Origin of the sequence: Aeromonas popoffii (genome assembly GCF_000820025.1) — a bacterium.
Lineage (GTDB): Bacteria > Pseudomonadota > Gammaproteobacteria > Enterobacterales > Aeromonadaceae > Aeromonas > Aeromonas popoffii.
Window position 1 is genome coordinate 336,036 of sequence record NZ_CDBI01000014.1, and the last position, 19,915, is coordinate 355,950.

Here is a 19,915-nt window from a genome sequence, read left to right on the forward strand (position 1 = left end):
TCACGCCATTTTTCCACCATCGCCCATGGCATGGTGGCAACCTCACGGCAACTGGCAGGCAATGCGGGTGATATGACCGTCCTGCAGCTGGTAGAAGGCATCTTGCGGCAGCTCCTGCAGCCAGGTGGTGGTGTAGTCGAGGTCGGCATAGGCGCCGCGCAGCATGGCACCGAACAGCCCGTGGGAGACCACGATGGCGCGCTCGGCAATGCGCTCATCCTGCAGCCACACCTGGGCCCGGCGCTGAATGCTCTGAAAAGTCTCGCCATCAGGGGCCTGCAGATACCAGTCTGGCTGCTCGAGGTCGAGCTCGGGGTGGGCCGCCAGCAGCTCGGGCACCCGGCGACTCTCCCACTCCCCCATGCCCAGCTCCACCAGCCGTTCGTCCCAGACGATGCGATCGCTATCGAGCCCAAGCTGCTGACACACCAGGTGCGCCGTCTGCCGGGCACGGCCGAGGGGGCTGGCGTAGAGTGTCCAGCGGGTGGCGTCATCCAGCAAGTCGCGCAGGCGAGCGCCCATGGCGGTGGCTTGCGCCTCCCCTTTGGCAGTCAGGTCCGAGTTGCAGCGCCCCTGCAGCCGCAGCTCGGCGTTATAGCGGGTCTGGCCGTGGCGCAGCAGATAGATGAGTCGAGACATGGTTTCTCCAGCACGTTCAAATAGATAGAAAAATGAAGGGGGACGATGATAGCAGATGAACACGGGGGATGACGCAAACAGGGAGGCAAAACCGGGCGTAAAAACCGGGCACGGCTGACCCGTTTGCTGCCAAAGCAGCCGGGGTGAGCCGGCTCAGCCCTTCTTGATCTCCCGCAGATAGCGGTAGATGGAGTGCACCGAGATATCGAGCTGGCGGGCGGCTATCTGGGCACTGTCTTTGAGCTCGAAGATCCCCAGATCATGCAGCTGCTTGACCATGACCCGGGTCTTCTGGGACGGGGACACGGCGTCGTTGCCACGCACCTCGGCACTGACGGTGTCTATGGTGCTGTTGAGGGCCTCGTCTATGTTGCGGGCAAAGACTTCCGGCGTGGTGCTCGGCTCATGGTGCTGTATGCACTCGGGCATCATGGTACGCAACACGGATTGCAGCGGGGCGTCCATGTCGGTGTTGATGCAGAGCAGCCCGATGGCCTGCCCCTCACCATTGCGAATGACGGTGGTCAGGGAGCGCAGGGTCTTGCCGGTAGCGCACCTGGTCATGTAGGGGCTGGAGATATCCTGCCCGCTCTTGAGCTTCATCATCGCCAGATTGGTGATGGGGGCCCCGACACTGCGGCCCGTGATATGGCCGTTGGCAATCTTGATGATGGCAGGATTGCGCGCATCCAGGCTGTGCAGCAGCACCTCGGTGTGCTGGCCATACATGGCGGCGATGCCGTCCACTATGATCTCCATCGCCTTGAGGATCTCGAAGTCAGTCGGGGTCAGCTCTTGCAGTTTCATGGGGGCCTTCATGGTAACGCTGCTGCCCGTCACCGGCAGCAGCCAGGTCACGTGATCAAGCAGACATGATGTCAATAATGGTGGTGTCTGTGGCAGACATGCCGTCTTTTACCATCTGCCCGATATTTTTGATAGTTTGCTCGACATCGTGCGAGACAATCCCCTGCCCGGACACCGAGTGGCTGTTGATGGCCATCAGAAAACCGCGCACGGCCGCGCCGGAGGAGGTGCTCACCTTCATGGCGCAGGAGGCTTTCGCTCCGTCACACACCATGCCGGCGCTGTCGCTCAGCACGTTCTGGATGGCGTGGCAGGATTGCGCCAGGCTGCCGCCCGCCAGATAGACCATGGCCATGGCGGCCGCCGCGCTGGTGACCGTATTGCCACAAAACGCCGACAAGGGGGGATAGTGGGACTTGATGTAGATGGCCCCCAGGTGGCTCATGATAAGAGCTCGCGCCAACTGCTCCTCGCTGGCGCCGTAACGCTCGGCGATCACCACCACGGGAATGGTGGCGGCGATGCCCTGATTCCCGCTACCGAAGTTGCTCATGGCTGGCAGGCTGGCGCCCCCCATGCGGGCGTCGGAGGCGGCGGCGGTAAGCATCACGATGCGGTTCATCACATCCTCGCCGATGAAGCCGGCGCGGATGCTCTTTTGCATGGTGCGGCCTATCTCCAGGCCATAGGGGTGCTTCATCCCCTCGTCGGAGAGCTTGCCGTTGAGCTCGGAGGCCTGGAGGATGAAGCGGATCTGCTCAAATTCCACCTGGGTAGCGAACGCATGGATGGCAGCGATGCTGATGTCGACACCGTCACAGATGGCACCGGTGGCACCCCGCAGGCTCTCATCGGCGACAAAGGTCACCTCGCCATCGCGGCGCTGCTCGACGATGCGGGTATGACCGCCGCACAGGGTCACGGCGGCGCTGTGCTCCTCCCCATTCTCATCGCACCCAAACAGGGTCACACGGCAGTAGATGAACTCGGGGGCCTCGGTGCGGCTGACCTGAACGCCGCCGGCATCGATCAGGCTCTGGGCACGGGCAACCTGCTCCGGGGTGATGGCGGCCAGCACCTCCAGTCCGGCATCGGCCTTGCCGCCGATGGCACCGGCGGCGGCAGCGATAGCCAGCCCTATCTTGCCGGTACCGGGCACATAGACCCCCATGGAGTTCTTGTAGAGATTATCCGACACCACGACCTCGATGCGCCGGGCTTCACAGCCCAGCTGCCGAGCCGCGACGGCGGCGGCATAAGCGGCGGCGATGGGCTCGGTACACCCCAAGGCCGGTTTGACAACCTGTTGAATAATCTGCAGATACTGCTGCCATGCTTGCTTCATTACCGGGACCTTTTTATCAGCATTAACGGGCGATATGGGCGATCGCTTCGATTTCAACCTTGACGCCCATCGGCAGATCCTTCACTGCAAAGCAGCTGCGGGCCGGGCAATCTTTCTGGAAATAGTCTTTGTAGACGGCATTGAACTGGGCAAAATCGCTGATCTCTGCCAGATAACAGGTGGTCTTGAGCACGGTATCCAGGCTGCCACCGGCCGCTTCCAGCACGGATCTCAGGTTTTCCAGCGATTGGCGGGTCTGGGCTGCTATCCCCCCCTCCACCACGCCGCCCAGCTGCTTGCACACCGGCAGCTGGCCGGAGGTAAAGATGAGATCGCCATAGGCGGTGCCATGACTGTAGGGACCGATGGCATCGGGTGCTGCGGCTGATGTTATGATGGTTTTCATATGGCCTCCACTTGCATTCAAATAATGTTGAACTCGCGAAACTTATTTCATGCAACATTATTTGCTTTTAAAACCATTCGTTCAACTATTTTATAAATTTAAAGCCTATTTTTGCGCGATAACGCCGTATTAACAGAAACTGTGAGCGCCATTCCGATTTGAACCACTGGGAGAAACCCGCCATTGTTTAGGGCTTTTTATTCAACTATATTTGCGCCAATAATCACTCACATAACAACAAGGTCAACCATGGACGCTCACAGCACGACACTCACCGGGCCCGCCACGGGCACACTGGAATGGAAAGAAGCAGTTCGTTTTGACAGCACCGACTGGGGCTGGATCATCATGAGCATCGGCATGGCCATCGGTGCGGGGATCGTCTTTTTGCCGGTACAGGTGGGGCTGATGGGGTTGTGGGTCTTTCTGCTGTCGGCGGTGATCGGCTACCCGGCCATGTACATGTTCCAGCGCCTCTTCATCAATACCCTGGCCACCTCGCCCGAGTGCAAGGATTACCCCAGCGTGATTACGGGCTACCTCGGCAAGAACTGGGGCATGCTGCTCGGCGCCCTCTACTTCGTGATGCTGGTGATCTGGGTGTTCGTCTACTCCACCGCCATCACCAATGACAGCGCCTCCTTCCTGCAGAGTTTCGGCGTGACCCGCCACCTGCTCTCCGAGAACCCCTTCTACGGTCTGGTGCTGATCTGCGGTCTGGTGGCGCTGGCGTCGCGCGGCGAGAACCTGCTGTTCAAGATCTCCACCTTCATGGTGCTGACCAAGATCAGCGTGGTGGCCTTGCTCGGCCTCATGATGGTCGACAAGTGGGATGCGGCCAACATCACCGCCATGCCGGCAGCCGGTGACTGGATGAAGGACGCCATCATCATGCTGCCCTTTACCCTCACCTCCATCCTCTTTATCCAGAGCCTGAGCCCCATGGTGATCTCCTACCGCTCGCGGGAGAAGTCGCTGGAAGTGGCCCGCTTCAAGGCGATGCGCGCCATGAACATCGCCTTCGGCATCCTGTTCGTGGTGGTCTTCTTCTACGCCATCTCCTTCACCCTGGCCATGGGCCACGAGCAGGCGGTCAAAGCCTCTGAAGAGAACATCTCGGCGTTGGCCATGGTGGCGCAAGGCATGCCGGGCCAGACCCTCAAGCTGCTCAGCCTGACCCTCAACATCTTTGCGGTGATGACCGCCTACTTCGGCGTCTACCTGGGCTTTCGTGAAGCCTGTCAGGGGCTGGCCATGAACCTGCTGCGCCGGGTGATGCCGGAAGAGCGCATCAACAAGGGAGTGGTGGGTCGCGGCATCATGCTGTTCACCGTGCTGCTCTCTTGGGGCGCTATTGTGCTCAACGCCCCCGTGCTGAGCTTCACCTCCATCTGCAGCCCCATCTTCGGCATGGTGGGTTGCCTCATCCCGGCCTATCTGGTCTATCAGGTACCGGCGCTGCACAAGTACAAGGGCGCCTCCCTCTACATCATCATCGTCACCGGCCTGCTGCTCTGCGTCTCGCCCTTCCTGGCGTTCAACTGACCCGCGGCCAACCGGGCCGCGTGGCCCGCTGTTCGCCCAATAACGGGCCCCCTCTCCGGGGGCCCGTTTGTCTGACTCATGCCACCCCGGCCTGCACCGACACATCACCACTTGCCCCCTGGGTCAGCGGACGTTGTCGGCTCAGGGTCATATCCCGCCATCACGGTGCACGCCCCTGCGGGGTGCAGCGCTCAGTGCTCTGCCGCCGGTTGATAGCGGGTTCGACAACCTTGCCGCCAGCCCCCTGATGAGGCTGGTTTTTTAGCGATGCGGCTCGTGCGGCGCCATGGCGTTGTCTGGCAAACAAGGCCCATGTTCCCCTTGCGCCCCCAAGTGGGACCGGGTAGGCTCGAACGACAAAAAAGACTCGAACGTTGCTTTTTTAGCGCCTTGATGAGATGGCCAGGGGGACAGTTCGACGAGCAGAAGGTCACATCATTTATCACCCGTTCAGGCGAGGAATCGCAGATGGCTAGATACCAGTTTTTTACCGTCCCGGCATCCAACCGGCAGCAGTACACCTTTGTCGACATGGCCTCCCCCACTTTTCTGATTGAGAAAGAGGCGCTGCTGGCACAGGGATTCGAGGTGGAAGAGGATTTTATCGATGCTCACAGCCGGGAAGAGGCGGTGGAGAAGTACCGATCCAACTTCCTCTACGTGGCCGATGAGATTGGCAAGTCAGACAGCAGCTACGCCGCTGCGACCGCCCTGATGGAGATGGGCAAGAAACTGTTTGGCCGCAAGGCGAACGGCTGACGGGAAAAAACAGAAGGTGGCCATCGCGGCGCACTGCCCGATGGCCATGAGACAGCCCTGCTCAGAGGCGGGCCAGTTGCTGGAGCATGGCGATCAGCTCCTCCTCGCTGCTGGGCTCATGGGTCAGCTCCAGACTCGGGGCCGCGCCCCCCATCAGCATATAGACATGTGTGCTGCAGTGGTCATAGTGATACCACTTACCGTCGATACAGAGGTCGGTATAGCATCTCGGGTCCCTTTCCAGTTCCATCTTCACATCCTTTTGTTATCTGTCACCCACATCACTCCTGACCGTAAAATACCCCGCCCGCGTCAGGCTTGATGCAGATCAAGAGAAGAGGCGGAGTGAAGCCGATATCTGCCGGCACCGGGCCCCGAGCCGCGCACGGCCGCCGCCACTCGTCATATGACGCTGGCCGCCCCGCATCCCGCCCTCAAGAAGAGGAGGATGCCATCAACAACAACGGCGCCCGAAGGCGCCGTTTTTTCATTCCCGTCTTTTTGTTTCCACCGACGGGGCGAACAAGCCTGAGGCTTATTCGTCTTCCAGATAGGCGTAGCCTTGCAGACCCAGCTCCAGCTCGTCAAGCAGGGCTTTGCGGGTCGCGTCGTCCAGCGCCGGGTGGGAGACGATGCGCTGATAGTTCTCGCGAATGACGGAGGGGTCGATGTTGACGTAACGCAGCAGCTGATCGACGGTATCGCCGCGCACCACATTGCGAATCTCCATCTTGCCCTCTTCATCGAGACACACTTCCGCGCAGTGAGTGTCACCGAACAGGTTGTGCAGATCCCCCAGGATCTCCTGATAGGCACCGACCAGGAAGAAGCCGACGTGGCACACTTCGTTCTCGGCGTACTCCGGCATCGGCAGCGTGCTCTCGACACCCAGACCGTCGACGTAGTGCTCTACCTGACCGTCCGAGTCGCAGGTGATGTCCATCAGGATGCCACGACGAGTGAGCGGACGATCGAGACCGGTCAGCGGCATCACCGGGAACACCTGACCGATACCCCAGGCATCCGGCAGGGACTGGAACAGGGAGAAGTTGGCAAAACACTTGTCGGCCAGTTTCTCGGAGAGCTCGTCAGCCAAGGCGCGGTGGTTGCGGTTGACCGGGTTGAGCAGCTCTTTGAGCGTCAGACAGGTGTTCTGGTGCAGCATCTCGGCCCAGGCACGTTGCTCCAGGTTGAGCAGGCCCATGGTGTACTGGGTGTTCACATCGCCCAGATCCGCCACCGAGTCGTGGAAGATCTCCAGCAGGGAGGGATCTTCGCTGCGAAGATCCAGCCAGCCTTTCCACATGTTCTGCAAAATGGTGGGGGCGTCGTCATCCGGCGCGCTGATGTCGCTCATCTCCACCCCTTCGGCACCAATCAGATTGGTGACCAGCACGGCGTGGTGAGCGGTCAGGGCACGGCCGGACTCGCTGATGATGGTCGGGTGAGGCAGGTCAAACTCGCGGCACACATCGCCTATGCCCCACACCACGTTGTTGGCGTACTCGGACAGGCTGTAGTTGGCGGAGCAGTGACTCTGGGAGCGGGTGCCCTCATAGTCCACACCCAAGCCACCCCCCACGTCGACCACGTCGACGGGCACGCCCAAGCGACGCAACTCGGAATAGAAGCGGCCGCACTCGCGGATCCCGCCCTGAATGTCACGGATGTTGGCGATCTGGGAGCCCAGATGGAAGTGCAACAGTTGCAGGCAATCCAGCTTGCCGAGACTGCGCAGGCGCTCGACCAGCGCCAGGATCTGGGAGGCGGAGAGGCCAAATTTGGACATGGAGCCGCCGCTCGATTCCCACATGCCGGAGCCGGTGGAGGCAAGCTTGGCGCGCACCCCTATGTTGGGCTTGATGTTGAGGCGAGCTGACTCGTCCAGCACCATTTCCAGTTCAGAGGGTTTTTCCACCACGATATAGACCTTGTGGCCCATCAGGTTGCCCAAGAGGGCGTGGCGGATATATTCGCGGTCTTTGTAACCGTTGCAGACGATCACCGAGCCTTGCTCATGGTGATGGGAGAGCACGGCCAGCAGTTCCGGTTTGGAACCAGCTTCCAGGCCAAGCCGGGGCTTGTCGCTGTAGGACTGGCTGATGGTCTCGATGACACGACTCTGCTGGTTTACCTTGATCGGGTAAACACAGAGGTAGTCCCCTTCATAGCCTGACTTCTCGATGGCCTGACCAAAGGCGTTGAACAGCGCATCGACCCGACTCTTGAGGATGTCAGGGAAGCGCAGCAACACGGGGGTGGTCAGCCCGGACTGACGCAACTGTTCGATAGCATCAGAGATGACGATGTGTGCATCAGGGCGTGATTTGTCGGGCGCGACGGTCACATGACCGGCGTCATTGATGTTGAAAAAACCCGCACCCCAGTAGGGAACGTTGTAGACCTTCAAGGAGTCCTTGCTGGACCAGTTAGTCATGGGCTATGCCTCGCAAATGAGCGGCCAGTGGCCGCCTTCGTTACCCTCAATCACATCCAGACCATCTCGTGCAAAGCGTGGCGAGCCAACGCTGCCTGCTGGAGTCTGGAAAGTCATCTGTCTGAGCCCGCGGCGCAGGGCCGCGTGACCTCGACCGTGACTCGCTGTCACATCCAGACCATCTCTTTGCACATCGCGGCAAGCCTGTGGCTGCCTGGTGGATTTTGGGAAGTAACGAGTCTTGATGTGGGGCTGGTGGCTTTACATCAAGCTCAACGGTATGCGGTGCTGCGCAAACAGCGCCGCGGTACTTTGATGACAGACGACATCAGCCACGCCGTCAGTTCATCATTCGGCAGCATCACGACGACAAGGGAGGTTTCAAAGAAGAAAGCGAGGGCGCCAGCACGCAAGCGTGTTGATAGACGACCACGACCACAGCCCAACCCAGTACCCGTGACCGCCCATGACAAGGGAAGATGATGAGCCATTGGCTCACTCGGTCAGATGGATAATGAGTGTCCGTTGTTCTCCCTGATACCGGAGCCTAACCGGTATTAAAGAAACCATACCCCAGCAGTGTCTGTCGTTTCTGCGTGCCTCGCCCTATAGGCGTATGATCTTTCAGGTTTCTGGCGGCCTCTGCCTGCTTCAGGGTTACCCTTGGATCGGCGCGGAGTGTACACACTTACCGCCAGCGGTGACAATAAAAAATAGTGTTCAAAAACTGCTTTTAATAAGGCGATCAAATCCTGCTACCAATGAGGCTGGCACTGGGATGCCGAGGCTCACCCGCAGGTCATTCTTGCCCCTGAAAATAGCGCGGGATTGGCCCCCTCGTGCAGAGCCCTTGTGGCACCCCGCTGCACACCTCATAGGGCCTCATGACAACACGCTTAAAAATGCATATTTCTCGTCATTTTATTCTAAGTAAAATATCACTAGCCACCGCTTGCTCTACCTTACACGCTTCACACCACATCTTCGCCAAAAAATGTGACAAAAACTGCGCTGACGCAATAAGCGCCCCGGCAAGATTGACCACAATGGTCCTTCATCACAGGTTTGAGGCTTGCCAATGGATACCCTGCTTGAGCGCTTTTTGCGTTACGTGACGTTTCATACCCGCTCCGATGCGACCAATCCCGCCTGCCCCAGCAGCGAAGGCCAGCTGATCTTCGCCCGTGCCCTGCAAGATGAGATGCAGCAGATGGGGCTGACCCGGGTCACCCTGGACGAGCACGGCTACCTCACCGGCTGCCTGCCGGGCAACCAGCCGGATGCCCCCGCCATCGGCCTGATTGCCCACATGGATACCGCCGACTACGAAGCCGAGCAGGTGGTCCCCCAGCTTATCGAGCACTATCAGGGAGGGGACATTTGTCTGGGCAAGGGGGATGAGGTGCTCGCCATCCGTGACTACCGTTTCCTGAAAAATTACCTGGGCCAGGATCTCATCACCACCGACGGCACCACACTGCTGGGCGCCGATGACAAGGCGGGCATCGCCGAGATCCTCAGCGCCATCGCCCATCTGCAGGCCCACCCCGAGATCCCCCGTGGCGACGTCTGGGTCGGCTTCACTCCGGACGAAGAGATCGGCCGCGGCGCAGATCGCTTCCCGCTGGACCGCTTCCCGGCTCGCTGGGCCTATACCGTCGACGGCGGTGAGCTGGGGGAGCTGGAGTATGAAAATTTCAACGCCGCCAGCGCCAACCTGCGCTTTGTCGGCAACAACGTCCACCCCGGCACCGCCAAGGGCAGCATGATCAACAGCCAGACCCTGGCCGCCCGCTTCCACGCCGCCATGCCCGCCGAGCAGACCCCTGAGTGCACCGACGGGTATGAGGGCTTCTTCCATCTGGCCCAGATGAGCGGCACCGTGGAGGAGAGCACCCTGCACTACATCATCCGTGACTTCGACGACGAACATTTCGCCGCGCGCAAGGCCGAGATGCAGAGCCGGGTCGCCGCCATGCAGGCCGAGTATCCCAAGGCCCGCATCGAGCTGACCCTGACTGACAGCTACCGCAATATGCGCAGCCAGATTGAGCCGCACATGCACATAGTCGAGCTGGCCCGCGCCGCCATGGAGGCCGCAGACGTGGAGCCCAAGATCAAGCCGATCCGCGGCGGGACCGACGGTGCCCGCCTCTCCTTTATGGGCCTGCCCTGCCCCAACCTCTTCACCGGTGGCCACAACTTCCACGGCAAGCACGAGTTCATCCCGCTGCAATCCATGGAAAAAGCGGTCGCCACCCTGGTGGAGCTGGTGCGCCTCACCTCCGCCTGGCGCGCATAAGGTTATTGCCACATCCCCGCAGGCGGGAAACTAAACAAGGAGAGGGAGGCCATGGCCTCCCTCTCCTTTTTCTATATTGCTGGCAACCTTTGCAGGCGATATGCCAAGTTGACGCTACTCGGCCGCCTTGCGATCCGAGTGGCCCAGATCCCGCTGTGGGGCGATGACATCGCGCACCCGCTGCTTGATCTCTTTGGCCTCGGGGAAGCCCTCGTCAGCCACCCGGTCCCACACCAGCACGCCATTTACCAGAATACGGAACTCCCCCTTGCTGGCGGGCACCAGCGCCACTTCGCCAAGATCGCTGTCGAAGGTTGAGAGCAGCTCCTGCGCCAGCCAGGCGGCGCGCAGCATCCAGCGACAGAGGGTGCAGTAGCGGATCTCGATGCGGGGCTTGCTGATGGGGATTAACGACTCTGTCATTGGGTGACTCCATACAAACCGGCCAGCGGGGAAGGGGGATAAAGATGACCCGCCATGTCTGCTGCTCTAGCCAAGAGTGCAGCCTGGCTCACTGGCTGACCCCGTGGAAATCGCTTAGCCAGTGACGGGCTATGGTACGCATGGTTGACTGCGGCAGATCGAACAGGCCAGGGGCCAGGGGTTGCTGCGCCAGCTGACGCACCCCTTCGATGATCTCCGCCAGCACCAGATAGACATATTCGCCGATGACAGCGCCGTGGACGAAATTGACCGCCTCCCCCCGGTTGAGCAGGAAGATGGTGCTGCCATCGGGCCGGGTCAGTGCCAGCACATGGGGGCACACCTCCTCGCTCGGCCAGGGCAGCCGAGAGAGACAAAATGCGAATTCGTCATCGGCCGAGGTGACCGAGGCCAGCATGGCGCCAGGGCGCAACTGCTGCAGATCGGCCAGGTCCAGCGCACCGTTGCCAGTGGAGCAGATCACCAGCTCGGCCCGACTGAGCGCCTCGGCCTTGCCCACCAGCTTGAAGCCGTGGGAGAGCGCCTCCACCTGACGCAGCACGTCTGTCTCCACCAGCTCCAGATGCAGGTTGCGGCACCTGAGCTCGCGGGCGATGCTGCGCCCCACCTTGCCATAGCCGAATAGAGCGGCCTGACAGACGTTGAAGGTGCGGTTTAGCGTACGTGCCAACGACTCGGCGGAGTAGACCACGCTCAGACCAATCTGGATATCCTCGGCCTGCTTGAGAGGGCTGCGCGCCACCGAGATGACAGGGGTCACCAGCACCTCCTGTTGGTAGCGCTGATGGCCGTTTTCGGTCATCTCCACCACCCCGAGGAAACGGGAGCCGAAATACTCGCTCAGGGTCGCCTGGGTTTTAGCAAAGTAGCCACCTATGTCCAGAATAATCAGCCGTTCATGGGGGGCCACCAGGGGGGCTATGTGCTCTATCACCCCCTGCGGCGTATTGGTCCACTGGCGGTTAAGCGGCAGCACGGGGTAATGCTGCTGGGCCCAGGTCAGGGTCGGGCCGTGCACTGACTTGGGTTTGGGCAGGATGGCGCCGATCCGCCCGATGTGATCGAGGGCCTGGATAAACTGGGGGCGATCGGGAAGCAGGTGGGTAACCAGCAGGATACAGAGACCCTCGAGGCGGCCCTGCTCGGTGAAATGGCGAAAAAACAGATGCTCAGATCCTTGACTGCGCAACTGTGGCCTCCTTAGCGCGCCGCAAACAAGCAGGCAAACAGAACCCGGTATCACCGGGTTCTGTTTGTGTGTCCAGATAATTGAAAAACCTTTTTATCTGAATCCACAGGGGGGCTCAATCTTTATCTATACAGTCTATGACGAAGTCGTCAACTTTCGGGTTAATCGACTGTTTTTTATGCTAAAAGTCAGTACAAAGAGGCCTCTGGCCATACCTTCCACAGACTCAATCCAGTGCCCACTCCCGCCAGCAGGATCAGCACAACCCAACGCTGGATCCAGGGCTTGTTGCGCAAGGCCCACTCCAGCAGTGGCAACAGCCAGACCGGCAGCAAGACCGCAAGCGGCACTTCCACGTATTGCCAGGCGAGCATCTGCATGAAGGCCAGTGCCAACCCGAGCGCGGCAGGCGCCGCCTTAATGCCGGCAAAGGCGCCGAGCAGGGCGCGGAAACCGGCAAAGGCAGCCAGGGCACCCGCCAACTGGGCAATCAGCAAGCTGCCGTCGATGCCGATCACCAGCGCAAGCCAGATGAAGCCAAGGGCAAAGCCCAGCCCTTCGCGGCAGTCACCACGCAGCTCGGTCCACCCCAACCAGGCAATGGCGGGCAGCAATGCCAGCCAGATGCGCGGCTCACTGCTCAGCACAGAGGCCATCCCCTGCCACCACACCAGGGCGGAGAGCGCCGCGAACAGCAACAAGGCGGCCCGCTTGTCCGCCAGTTGCGCCGCAATCGCCGGCACCAGCAAGATCAGCGGCAGCCATTGCCACGCCTTGGCTGGCAGCCCATAGGCGCCACCCAGCAGGCAGCCCACCAGCCAGAGCGCCAGAGCGCCCCACAGATACCCCAGTCGCGGCCAGCGCCATGACAGCAAAGCGGCCCCTAAAGGAGCCGCCAGGGTTTGTAGCAGGAGTGCTGCGCCCATTACTTGCGCACGCCTTCGACGAACAGGTTGATACTCATCTCGTCCGGAATGCCGGGCAACATGTAGCTCACACCGAAGTCACTGCGCTTGATGGTGGTGGAGGCGTTGAAGCCGCTGCGATAGCCGCCCCAAGGATCCTTGCCCTCGCCGATCTTGACCAGATCGAAGGCCACCTCTTTGGAGACGCCGTGCAAGGTCAGGGTCCCTTTCAGTACGCCTTTATCCGTGGTGCCCTCATAAGCAGAACTGACGAAGGTCATCTTGGGATACTGCTTCACGTCCAGAAAATCGGGGCTGCGCAAGTGTTTGTCGCGGGCCTCGTGGTTGGAGTCCACGCTGGCGGCATCCACTTCGAAGCTCGCCCTGGCCGCAGCCGGATTGGCATCGTCCATGCTGAAAGTGCCGCTGAAGGTGTTGAAACGACCGACCAGCTCGGAGAAGCCGAGGTGCCCCACCTTGAACTGGACAGTGGTGTGAGCCGCATCGACGTCGTAATCGGCCGCCATCAGGGGGGCCGCCATAAACAGGCAGGAGGCCAGCAGGGCCTTGGTCATTTTCATCCGTTCGTTCCTTCATATTGGGGGTTCACAACAACAACCAAGATGCTAACCTCCATAGCGGAATAGATAATCAGCGATTTATTAAAATAATTATCAACTGAGAGTGAAAGATGGACCAGATAGCCGCCATGCGCACCTTCATCAAGGTGGTGGAGTGTCAGAGTTTTACCAAGGCCGCCAACCAGCTCGGCATCTCGGTCGCCATGGCCTCCAAGCTGATGCAGCAGCTGGAGGAGTCTCTCTCCACCCGTCTGCTGTCGCGCACCACCCGTCAGGTCAACCCCACAGAGGCGGGCCAGTTCTACTACCAGCGATCCCAGGCCCTGCTGGCAGAGCTGGAAGAGACCCACAGCCAGCTCACCCGCAACAACCAGCAGCCTCAGGGCACCCTCAAGCTATCGGTGCCGATGGACTTTGGCTACCTGCACCTCTCCCCCGCCCTGCCGCTGTTTCGTGAACGCTTCCCGGACCTGAAGCTGGAGATAGAGTACAGCGACCGGCGAGTGGCCCTGGTGGAAGAGGGGTTCGATCTGGCGCTGCGCATCGGCAACCTGCCAGACTCCTCTCTGGTGGCCAAACCGCTGGCCATGATGAAGCTGGAGGTGTGTGCCAGCCCCGCCTACCTGGCCCGCAAGGGCGCGCCAGAGAGCCCGGAGGATCTCAAGCAACACGACTGCCTCATCTACACCCTGACCCAGCCGGACTGGGTCTTCAAACGGGATGGTGAGCAACTGAGCATTCGCCCGCAGGGGTCGCTTCGCGCCAACAACGGTGTGGCCCTGACCCGGGCCGCCTGCGATCATCAGGGCATCATATTGCAGCCCACCTTCATCGTCGGCGATGCACTGCGCTCGGGGGCGCTGGTGTCACTGCTGCCGAAGTGGGAGAAGGGGCAAGTGGGGCTCTATGCCCTCTATCCGCACCGCCGTTTCGTGTCGGCCAAGGTGCGCTGTTTCATCGAATTCGTGCAGGAGCGTTATCTTGCCCCCCACTATTGGGATCGCAAAGAATAAGCCCGAGCCGGGATTTATGATGTGGAGGCGCCAGACGGTGGCGACCCAGGTTCGGCTGGCTGCGGCAGTTCGGCCACCAACAGCTGATCGGTCTGCATTATTTGCCAGCGAGGCAGGCGGCGCCGCAAGGTGGCAATTTGCTCTTCGCTCAAGACATAGGGCAGCCTGATGTGCAGGCAGTGACAATCGAGCATGCCGGCCAACTGCAATATCAGGATGAGATTGGCCTCGTCCGTCTTGTGTTTGTTGATGCGTTTGCCCAGTTCGTGACGAAAGTGGGTCTCGGGATCCTGGATCATCGCCTGCCAGCCATAACCGAACAGCGGCATGAAGGCGCTAACGATGCCAAGGGCGGTGAGCGGCCGCTTGGGCGGGTGGTAGAGGGCGTTGAGATCCAGCAGTATGGGCGTTAGATGCAGCTCACGACTGCCGGATAAAATGTTATTACTCATTGGATAACCCTGTTGATTCCACTAGACTGCGCCGCATATTTGACCTGACATGCCAACGAGGTGCTGATGCTAAGCGATATCGAGATCTCCCGCCAGTCCCCCCGTCTTCCCATCCAGGTGCTGGCCGAACACTTGTGCATCCCGGCTCACCTGCTCAGTCCTCACGGTCACCACAAGGGCAAGCTCAACCTCGGCCTGCTCAACCAACCTGCTGGCAAGGCGGGCAAGCTGGTACTGGTGAGCGCCATCACCCCGACGCCCCTCGGCGAGGGCAAGACGGTCACGACCCTCGGTCTCTCCATGGGGCTCAACCACATAGGCCAGCCCAGCATCGCCACCATACGCCAGCCGAGTCTCGGCCCGGTATTCGGGGTCAAGGGGGGCGCCGCCGGCGGTGGCCATGCCCAGGTGGTGCCGATGGAGGAGATGAACCTGCACCTGACCGGCGATTTTCACGCCCTCACCGCCGCCCACAACCTGGCCGCCGCCGCGCTGGATGCCCGCTTGTTCCACGAGCAGAAACTGGGCGATGAGTTCACCGCCAGAACCGGTTTACAGCGGCTAGACATCGACCCTGCCAACATCCTCTGGCCGCGTACCCTCGACATGAATGACCGCGCCCTGCGCCACCTCAGCATCGGTCAGGGTGGCCCGGGCGATGGGGTGGAGCGCACGGATCGTTTCGTCATCACGGCCGCCTCCGAGCTGATGGCCATTCTGGCGCTGGCCGGCGACCTGAAAGACTTGCGCACCCGCATCGGTCGCATCCAGCTGGCCCTCGATAACCGGGGCAACCCCATCACCGCCGAGCAGCTGGAAGTCGCGGGCGCCATGACGGTGCTGCTCAAAGACGCGCTGCAACCGACCCTGATGCAGACCACGGAGCAGACCCCGGTACTGGTGCACGCGGGCCCCTTTGCCAACATAGCCCACGGCAACTCCTCGGTGATCGCCGATCGTATGGCGTTGCAACTGACCGACTATGTGGTGACAGAGGCGGGTTTTGGCTCCGACATGGGGCTGGAGAAGTTCTTCAACATCAAGAGCCGCCAGTCCGGTATCACGCCGGCCTGCGTGGTGCTGGTGGCGACGGTGCGCGGCCTCAAGGCCAACAGCGGACTGCTCGACATCCGCCCCGGCCAGCCCCTGCCCGAGAGCCTGCTGGAGGAGGACTTGCCCACCCTTGAGCAGGGGTGCACCAATCTCGCCTGGCATATCAACAATGCCCGCCGCTATGGCGTACCCGTGGTGGTAGCGGTCAACCGCTTCCCCACCGATAGCCAGGCCGAGCTGGCGCTGCTGATGCGCGAGGCACTGCGGGCCGGTGCCTGTGGCACCGCCATCTCCCACGCCTTCACGCAAGGGGGCGCGGGTGCCAGCGAACTGGCCCAGGCCGTGGTCGCCGCCTGCGAGATGCCAAGCCAAATCCAGCTGCTCTATCCCGATGAGATGAGCCTGTGTGCCAAGCTCACCACCCTGGTGGAGTGCGGCTATGGCGGACGCGGTGTCCTGCTCTCTGACAAGGCACGCCGACAGCTGGCGGCGCTCTCGCGCGCAGGCTGGGATCACCTGCCCATCTGCATGGCCAAGACGCCGCTCTCCATCAGTCATGATCCCGCCAGGAAGGGAGTACCGACCGATTTCGAGGTGCCCATCGACGAGGTGAGGTTGTGCGCTGGCGCCGGTTTTGTCTATGCGCTGGCAGGTCCCATCATGACAATGCCGGGGCTCGGCAGCCTGCCAGCCTACCGTCATATCGACATCGATGATGACGGCGAGATCGTCGGACTGAGCTGATGGAGGATGGTGACTGGCAGCAGCAGGCCAAGTCACCACCCCGGCAGCCTGCCACCGGTTATCGCCATATCGATATCAACGAGGAGGGCGAGATAATCGGGTTGAGCCTCCACGCTCAAGATCGTCAGACACGACAAGGCCCCGCCAATTGGCGGGGCCTTGTGTTATGACAGCGATCACCCGTTCAATCACGGGTTGACCGCACCGGTCCATCCCTGAAGGACATTGACGGATGACACAGGAGAGATGGCCGACGGGCCCCATGAACAAAAGAGGAAGGAGGAAGAAAGGAGGCATACCGCCATGGCAGCATGCCTCCTGACAGATCAGCCTTTCAGGCCGCCCAGAAACTCGGCACGGGTGTCGGGCTGGGTCTTGAACACGCCACCGAGAGAGGTGGTCGTGGTATAGGAGGTGGAATCCATCACCCCACGCGCCTTCACGCAGAAGTGGGTCGCCTTGATGCTGATGGCCACATCTTTGGTGCCGAGCAAGGTCTGCAACGCCAGCAGGATCTGCTGGGTGAGCCGCTCCTGCACCTGGGGACGGCGGGCGAAAAACTGCACGATGCGGTTGATTTTCGACAGCCCGATCACCTTGCCACGGGGGATATAAGCCACGTGGGCCTGTCCATCGATAGTGACGAAGTGGTGTTCACAGGTGCTGGTGAGGCTGATATCCCGCACCATGATCATCTCGTCCACCTTCATCTTGTTCTCGATGACAGTCACCTTGGGGAAGGTGCTGTAATCGAGGCCGGAGAAGATCTCGTTCACGTACATCTTGGCGATGCGGTGCGGCGTCTCCGCCAGGCTGTCATCAGTTAAATCCAGCCCCAGCGTCTCCATGATGGCGCGCATGTGGCCTTCGATCTTCTCTTTCTTCTGCTGACCATTCAACGTATTGGCCACCAGAGGTGTCTCGAGGCCCTCGGTCTCGAGGGCTGCCCTGACCAACAGGGCTTCCTGGCTTAAGCTCGTCATCTTGTTCCTCTCCCACGCTCATTAACTGTGATGGCCGCCTTGTCTGTGACGGCACTTTGTTGTGGCGCAATAGTAAACGGCGATTATTGCCATAATTCAAGCTAACTCAAGTCCGCCACCTGACTTTATGCCAATCCGTCGGGTTTTGCCCCTTGATGGCCGCCCCCATACGGGGAGGGTTGCAACAAACAAGTCATCTTCCGCCATCCCCGGTGCCAGGCAGCGTGGTATCAGCCCCTGATAAGCCTGCCCATCCACCGTGATTTTTGGGATAATCTGCCTTCAACCACACCAAAGAGGTAATGACGATGGGATTTGATACCAGCGGACTACTCCCCCTGAGCGATGCCCTGCAAGGGATGCTGGACCAACTCGCCTGCTGCTGCGACACCGAGCAAGTTCCCCTGCCCCACGCCCTTGGCCGGGTGCTCGCAGCAGATATCGCCTCCCCCTTGTCAGTGCCTCCGTTCGACAACGCCGCCATGGACGGTTACGCCGTACGGCTCGCCGATCTCGCAACCGGCACCCCGCTCATCATGGCAGGCAAAGCCTTCGCCGGGCAGCCCTATCAGGGAGAGTGGCCGGCGGGCCACTGTGTGCGGATCATGACGGGCGCGCCCGTGCCAGAGGGCACAGACGCTGTGGTGATGCAGGAGGAAACCCGGGCAGACGGTGACAAGATCGCCTTTCTGGTACCGCCCATTCCGGGCCAGAATATCCGCCGCCGCGGCGAAGATATCCGCGAGGGGGCCAGCGTGCTCAGCAGCGGTACCCGGCTCACCCCCCGCGAGCTACCGCTGCTGGCATCCCTCGGCATCGCCACCATGCCGGTGCACCGCCCGCTGAGAGTAGCCATCTTCAGCACAGGGGACGAGCTCAAACCGGTCGGCACCCCGCTCGCCCACGGCGACATCTATGACTCCAACCGCTACGGGGTCAAGGCCATGCTGGCGCGCCTTGGCTGTGAATGCCTCGACCTTGGCATCATACCGGACGACCCCGCGCAACTGCGCGCCGCCTTCCAGCAGGCCGACCGCGAGGCCGATGCCCTCATCACCACGGGAGGCGTCTCGGTCGGTGAGGCAGACTTCACCAAGCAGTTGCTTGAGGAACTCGGCGAGATCGGTTTCTGGAAGCTCGCCATCAAGCCAGGCAAGCCATTCGCCTTCGGCCGCCTGCCCAACGCCTGGTTCTTCGGCCTGCCGGGCAACCCTGTCTCCGCCATGGTCACCTTCGATCAACTGGTGCAACCTGCGCTGGCCAAGCTGGCCGGGCAGCAGTTCGAACGACCGCTGCAACTGCAAGCCATCGCCAGCGAGCCCCTGAAAAAAGCGCCGGGTCGACTCGACTTTCAGCGCGGCATCTTGCGCATGGGGCCAGACGGCCTCGAGGTGCGCAGCACAGGCTCCCAGGATTCCGCCGTGTTCAGCTCACTGTCGCGGGCCAACTGCTACATCATTCTCGAACGTGAGCGGGGCCGCGTTGCTGCGGGCGAAACAGTCACCGTCGAACCATTCGGGGGATTGCTGCTGTGAGCGACATTCTCTCGGATGCCGAGCTCTTGCGCTACAACCGCCAGATCATCCTCAAATCCTTCGACTTCGAGGGACAGGAGGCGCTCAAGCAGGCCAAGGTGCTGGTGATCGGTGCCGGGGGCCTTGGCTGCGCCGCCAGCCAGTATCTGGCGGTGGCCGGTATTGGCCAACTCACCCTGGTAGATTTTGACAAGGTGGAGCTCTCCAACCTGCAACGTCAGGTGCTGCACACGGATGAGCGCATCGGCCAGTACAAGGTGGACTCTGCCGCCCAGTCGCTGCGCGCGCTCAATCCCTGGCTCAAGGTGGAGACCCATGCCGCCATGGCCGACGAGGCGCAGCTCGATGCCCTGCTACCTCGTCATCAGCTGGTGCTCGACTGTACCGACAACCTGACCATCCGTAATCTGCTCAACCAATACGCGCGCAAACACAGGGTGCCCCTGGTCAGCGGCGCCGCCATCCGGCTGGAGGGACAGCTGTGCAGCTTCACCTGGCAGGAGGATGAGCCCTGCTACGCCTGCCTCAGCGCCCTGTTTGGGGAGCAGGCCCTTACCTGCGTCGAGGCAGGTGTGCTCGCCCCCGTGGTCGGTCTGGTGGGCAGCCTGCAGGCGCTGGAGGCGATAAAATTGCTGGCAGCCACGGGACGTAGCTATAGCGGCCGCCTCTTGATGATCGATGGCCTCACCGGTACCTTTCGCGAGATGAAACTGCCCAAGCGCCCCGACTGCCCGGTTTGCTCCCATCCTTGAACCCGAGCGATACCCACAAAAAAG

20 protein-coding genes are annotated in these 19,915 nt (G+C 61.0%); 8 read left to right on the forward strand and 12 right to left on the reverse strand.

Features of this window, described 5'->3' with window-relative positions:
• Positions 1-42: 42 nt before the first annotated feature.
• The 4 genes from BN1129_RS03790 to BN1129_RS03805 form a co-directional block, all read right to left on the reverse strand.
• On the reverse strand, positions 43-639 hold the full coding sequence (locus BN1129_RS03790) for a histidine phosphatase family protein (RefSeq protein ID WP_042034576.1): 597 nt from the start codon (positions 637-639) through the stop codon (positions 43-45).
• A gap of 153 nt (positions 640-792) precedes the next feature.
• Positions 793-1,446, reverse strand: coding sequence for a helix-turn-helix transcriptional regulator (locus BN1129_RS03795; RefSeq protein ID WP_042034655.1), 654 nt, complete (start codon positions 1,444-1,446; stop codon positions 793-795).
• Between the two features lie 55 nt (positions 1,447-1,501).
• Complete coding sequence (locus BN1129_RS03800; protein ID WP_042034577.1) at positions 1,502-2,791, reverse strand: L-cysteine desulfidase family protein; 1,290 nt, start codon at positions 2,789-2,791, stop codon at positions 1,502-1,504.
• 22 nt (positions 2,792-2,813) lie between these two features.
• Positions 2,814-3,197 carry a RidA family protein gene (locus BN1129_RS03805; RefSeq protein WP_042034579.1) on the reverse strand — a complete coding sequence of 128 codons (384 nt, stop codon included), beginning with the start codon at positions 3,195-3,197 and terminating at the stop codon, positions 2,814-2,816.
• Between the two features lie 249 nt (positions 3,198-3,446).
• Here BN1129_RS03805 and BN1129_RS03810 point away from each other — a divergent pair, with 249 nt between their 5' ends.
• Both BN1129_RS03810 and BN1129_RS03815 read left to right on the forward strand, forming a co-directional pair.
• Positions 3,447-4,742, forward strand: coding sequence for an SLC5/6 family protein (locus BN1129_RS03810; protein WP_042034580.1), 1,296 nt, complete (start codon positions 3,447-3,449; stop codon positions 4,740-4,742).
• 468 nt (positions 4,743-5,210) lie between these two features.
• Positions 5,211-5,501, forward strand: a complete 291-nt coding sequence (locus tag BN1129_RS03815; RefSeq protein ID WP_042034582.1) for a hypothetical protein — start codon at positions 5,211-5,213, stop codon at positions 5,499-5,501.
• A 61-nt stretch (positions 5,502-5,562) separates the two neighbouring features.
• Here BN1129_RS03815 and BN1129_RS03820 read toward each other — a convergent pair whose 3' ends face one another.
• Together BN1129_RS03820 and speA are read right to left on the reverse strand one after the other, a co-directional pair.
• A complete protein-coding gene (locus tag BN1129_RS03820) occupies positions 5,563-5,751 on the reverse strand; it encodes a hypothetical protein (protein ID WP_042034583.1) in 189 nt (62 codons plus the stop codon).
• Between the two features lie 285 nt (positions 5,752-6,036).
• Positions 6,037-7,938 (reverse strand): biosynthetic arginine decarboxylase, encoded by a 1,902-nt coding sequence (speA, locus tag BN1129_RS03825; protein ID WP_042034584.1) that lies wholly within the window; start codon positions 7,936-7,938, stop codon positions 6,037-6,039.
• Between the two features lie 27 nt (positions 7,939-7,965).
• Here speA and BN1129_RS23065 point away from each other — a divergent pair, with 27 nt between their 5' ends.
• Both BN1129_RS23065 and pepT read left to right on the forward strand, forming a co-directional pair.
• Positions 7,966-8,421, forward strand: coding sequence for a hypothetical protein (locus tag BN1129_RS23065; protein ID WP_157013247.1), 456 nt, complete (start codon positions 7,966-7,968; stop codon positions 8,419-8,421).
• 595 nt (positions 8,422-9,016) lie between these two features.
• The gene (gene pepT, locus BN1129_RS03830) at positions 9,017-10,240 is read left to right on the forward strand and encodes a peptidase T (RefSeq protein ID WP_042034585.1); all 1,224 of its coding nucleotides are present in this window, start codon (positions 9,017-9,019) and stop codon (positions 10,238-10,240) included.
• Positions 10,241-10,354: 114 nt separating this feature from the next.
• On the opposite strand, the gene BN1129_RS03835 is transcribed toward pepT, so the two are convergent.
• The 4 genes from BN1129_RS03835 to BN1129_RS03850 form a co-directional block, all read right to left on the reverse strand.
• Positions 10,355-10,663, reverse strand: a complete 309-nt coding sequence (locus BN1129_RS03835; RefSeq protein ID WP_042034586.1) for an Rdx family protein — start codon at positions 10,661-10,663, stop codon at positions 10,355-10,357.
• Between the two features lie 88 nt (positions 10,664-10,751).
• Positions 10,752-11,873: an adenosylhomocysteinase gene (locus BN1129_RS03840; RefSeq protein WP_042034587.1), complete on the reverse strand. Its 1,122-nt coding sequence runs from the start codon at positions 11,871-11,873 to the stop codon at positions 10,752-10,754.
• A 188-nt stretch (positions 11,874-12,061) separates the two neighbouring features.
• On the reverse strand, positions 12,062-12,799 hold the full coding sequence (locus BN1129_RS03845; RefSeq protein ID WP_042034588.1) for a hypothetical protein: 738 nt from the start codon (positions 12,797-12,799) through the stop codon (positions 12,062-12,064).
• Positions 12,799-13,359 (reverse strand): YceI family protein, encoded by a 561-nt coding sequence (locus BN1129_RS03850; RefSeq protein WP_042034589.1) that lies wholly within the window; start codon positions 13,357-13,359, stop codon positions 12,799-12,801. Before BN1129_RS03850 ends, BN1129_RS03845 begins: the two co-directional genes overlap by 1 nt.
• 110 nt (positions 13,360-13,469) lie before the next feature.
• Here BN1129_RS03850 and BN1129_RS03855 point away from each other — a divergent pair, with 110 nt between their 5' ends.
• Entirely contained in the window at positions 13,470-14,372 is a 903-nt protein-coding gene (locus tag BN1129_RS03855; RefSeq protein WP_042034591.1) for a LysR family transcriptional regulator, read from the forward strand.
• Between the two features lie 14 nt (positions 14,373-14,386).
• Here BN1129_RS03855 and BN1129_RS03860 read toward each other — a convergent pair whose 3' ends face one another.
• Positions 14,387-14,824, reverse strand: coding sequence for a hypothetical protein (locus BN1129_RS03860; protein ID WP_042034594.1), 438 nt, complete (start codon positions 14,822-14,824; stop codon positions 14,387-14,389).
• A 66-nt stretch (positions 14,825-14,890) separates the two neighbouring features.
• Between BN1129_RS03860 and BN1129_RS03865 the strand changes: the two genes are divergently transcribed.
• On the forward strand, positions 14,891-16,621 hold the full coding sequence (locus BN1129_RS03865) for a formate--tetrahydrofolate ligase (RefSeq protein ID WP_042034595.1): 1,731 nt from the start codon (positions 14,891-14,893) through the stop codon (positions 16,619-16,621).
• A 326-nt stretch (positions 16,622-16,947) separates the two neighbouring features.
• Here the strand turns inward: BN1129_RS03865 and folE are convergent, their stop codons facing one another.
• A complete protein-coding gene (folE, locus tag BN1129_RS03870; protein WP_042034596.1) occupies positions 16,948-17,604 on the reverse strand; it encodes a GTP cyclohydrolase I FolE in 657 nt (218 codons plus the stop codon).
• A gap of 308 nt (positions 17,605-17,912) precedes the next feature.
• On the opposite strand from folE, the gene moeA reads away from it, so the two are divergent.
• Entirely contained in the window at positions 17,913-19,139 is a 1,227-nt protein-coding gene (moeA, locus tag BN1129_RS03875; protein ID WP_042034597.1) for a molybdopterin molybdotransferase MoeA, read from the forward strand.
• Positions 19,136-19,891, forward strand: a complete 756-nt coding sequence (gene moeB / locus BN1129_RS03880) for a molybdopterin-synthase adenylyltransferase MoeB (RefSeq protein ID WP_042034598.1) — start codon at positions 19,136-19,138, stop codon at positions 19,889-19,891. The genes moeA and moeB overlap by 4 nt, the downstream gene beginning before the upstream one ends.
• Positions 19,892-19,915: the final 24 nt, after the last annotated feature.

Excerpts from the sequence above, each read along its gene's own strand:
- BN1129_RS03790 (WP_042034576.1), bottom strand. The coding sequence starts at position 639 with ATGTCTCGACTCATCTATCTGCTGCGCCACGGCCAGACCCGCTATAAC.
- BN1129_RS03795 (WP_042034655.1), bottom strand. The coding sequence starts at position 1,446 with ATGAAACTGCAAGAGCTGACCCCGACTGACTTCGAGATCCTCAAGGCG.
- BN1129_RS03800 (WP_042034577.1), bottom strand. The coding sequence starts at position 2,791 with ATGAAGCAAGCATGGCAGCAGTATCTGCAGATTATTCAACAGGTTGTC.
- BN1129_RS03805 (WP_042034579.1), bottom strand. The coding sequence starts at position 3,197 with ATGAAAACCATCATAACATCAGCCGCAGCACCCGATGCCATCGGTCCC.
- BN1129_RS03810 (WP_042034580.1), top strand. The coding sequence starts at position 3,447 with ATGGACGCTCACAGCACGACACTCACCGGGCCCGCCACGGGCACACTG.
- BN1129_RS03815 (WP_042034582.1), top strand. The coding sequence starts at position 5,211 with ATGGCTAGATACCAGTTTTTTACCGTCCCGGCATCCAACCGGCAGCAG.
- BN1129_RS03820 (WP_042034583.1), bottom strand. The coding sequence starts at position 5,751 with ATGGAACTGGAAAGGGACCCGAGATGCTATACCGACCTCTGTATCGAC.
- speA (WP_042034584.1), bottom strand. The coding sequence starts at position 7,938 with ATGACTAACTGGTCCAGCAAGGACTCCTTGAAGGTCTACAACGTTCCC.
- pepT (WP_042034585.1), top strand. The coding sequence starts at position 9,017 with ATGGATACCCTGCTTGAGCGCTTTTTGCGTTACGTGACGTTTCATACC.
- BN1129_RS03835 (WP_042034586.1), bottom strand. The coding sequence starts at position 10,663 with ATGACAGAGTCGTTAATCCCCATCAGCAAGCCCCGCATCGAGATCCGC.
- BN1129_RS03845 (WP_042034588.1), bottom strand. The coding sequence starts at position 12,799 with ATGGGCGCAGCACTCCTGCTACAAACCCTGGCGGCTCCTTTAGGGGCC.
- BN1129_RS03850 (WP_042034589.1), bottom strand. The coding sequence starts at position 13,359 with ATGAAAATGACCAAGGCCCTGCTGGCCTCCTGCCTGTTTATGGCGGCC.
- BN1129_RS03855 (WP_042034591.1), top strand. The coding sequence starts at position 13,470 with ATGGACCAGATAGCCGCCATGCGCACCTTCATCAAGGTGGTGGAGTGT.
- BN1129_RS03860 (WP_042034594.1), bottom strand. The coding sequence starts at position 14,824 with ATGAGTAATAACATTTTATCCGGCAGTCGTGAGCTGCATCTAACGCCC.
- BN1129_RS03865 (WP_042034595.1), top strand. The coding sequence starts at position 14,891 with ATGCTAAGCGATATCGAGATCTCCCGCCAGTCCCCCCGTCTTCCCATC.
- folE (WP_042034596.1), bottom strand. The coding sequence starts at position 17,604 with ATGACGAGCTTAAGCCAGGAAGCCCTGTTGGTCAGGGCAGCCCTCGAG.
- moeA (WP_042034597.1), top strand. The coding sequence starts at position 17,913 with ATGGGATTTGATACCAGCGGACTACTCCCCCTGAGCGATGCCCTGCAA.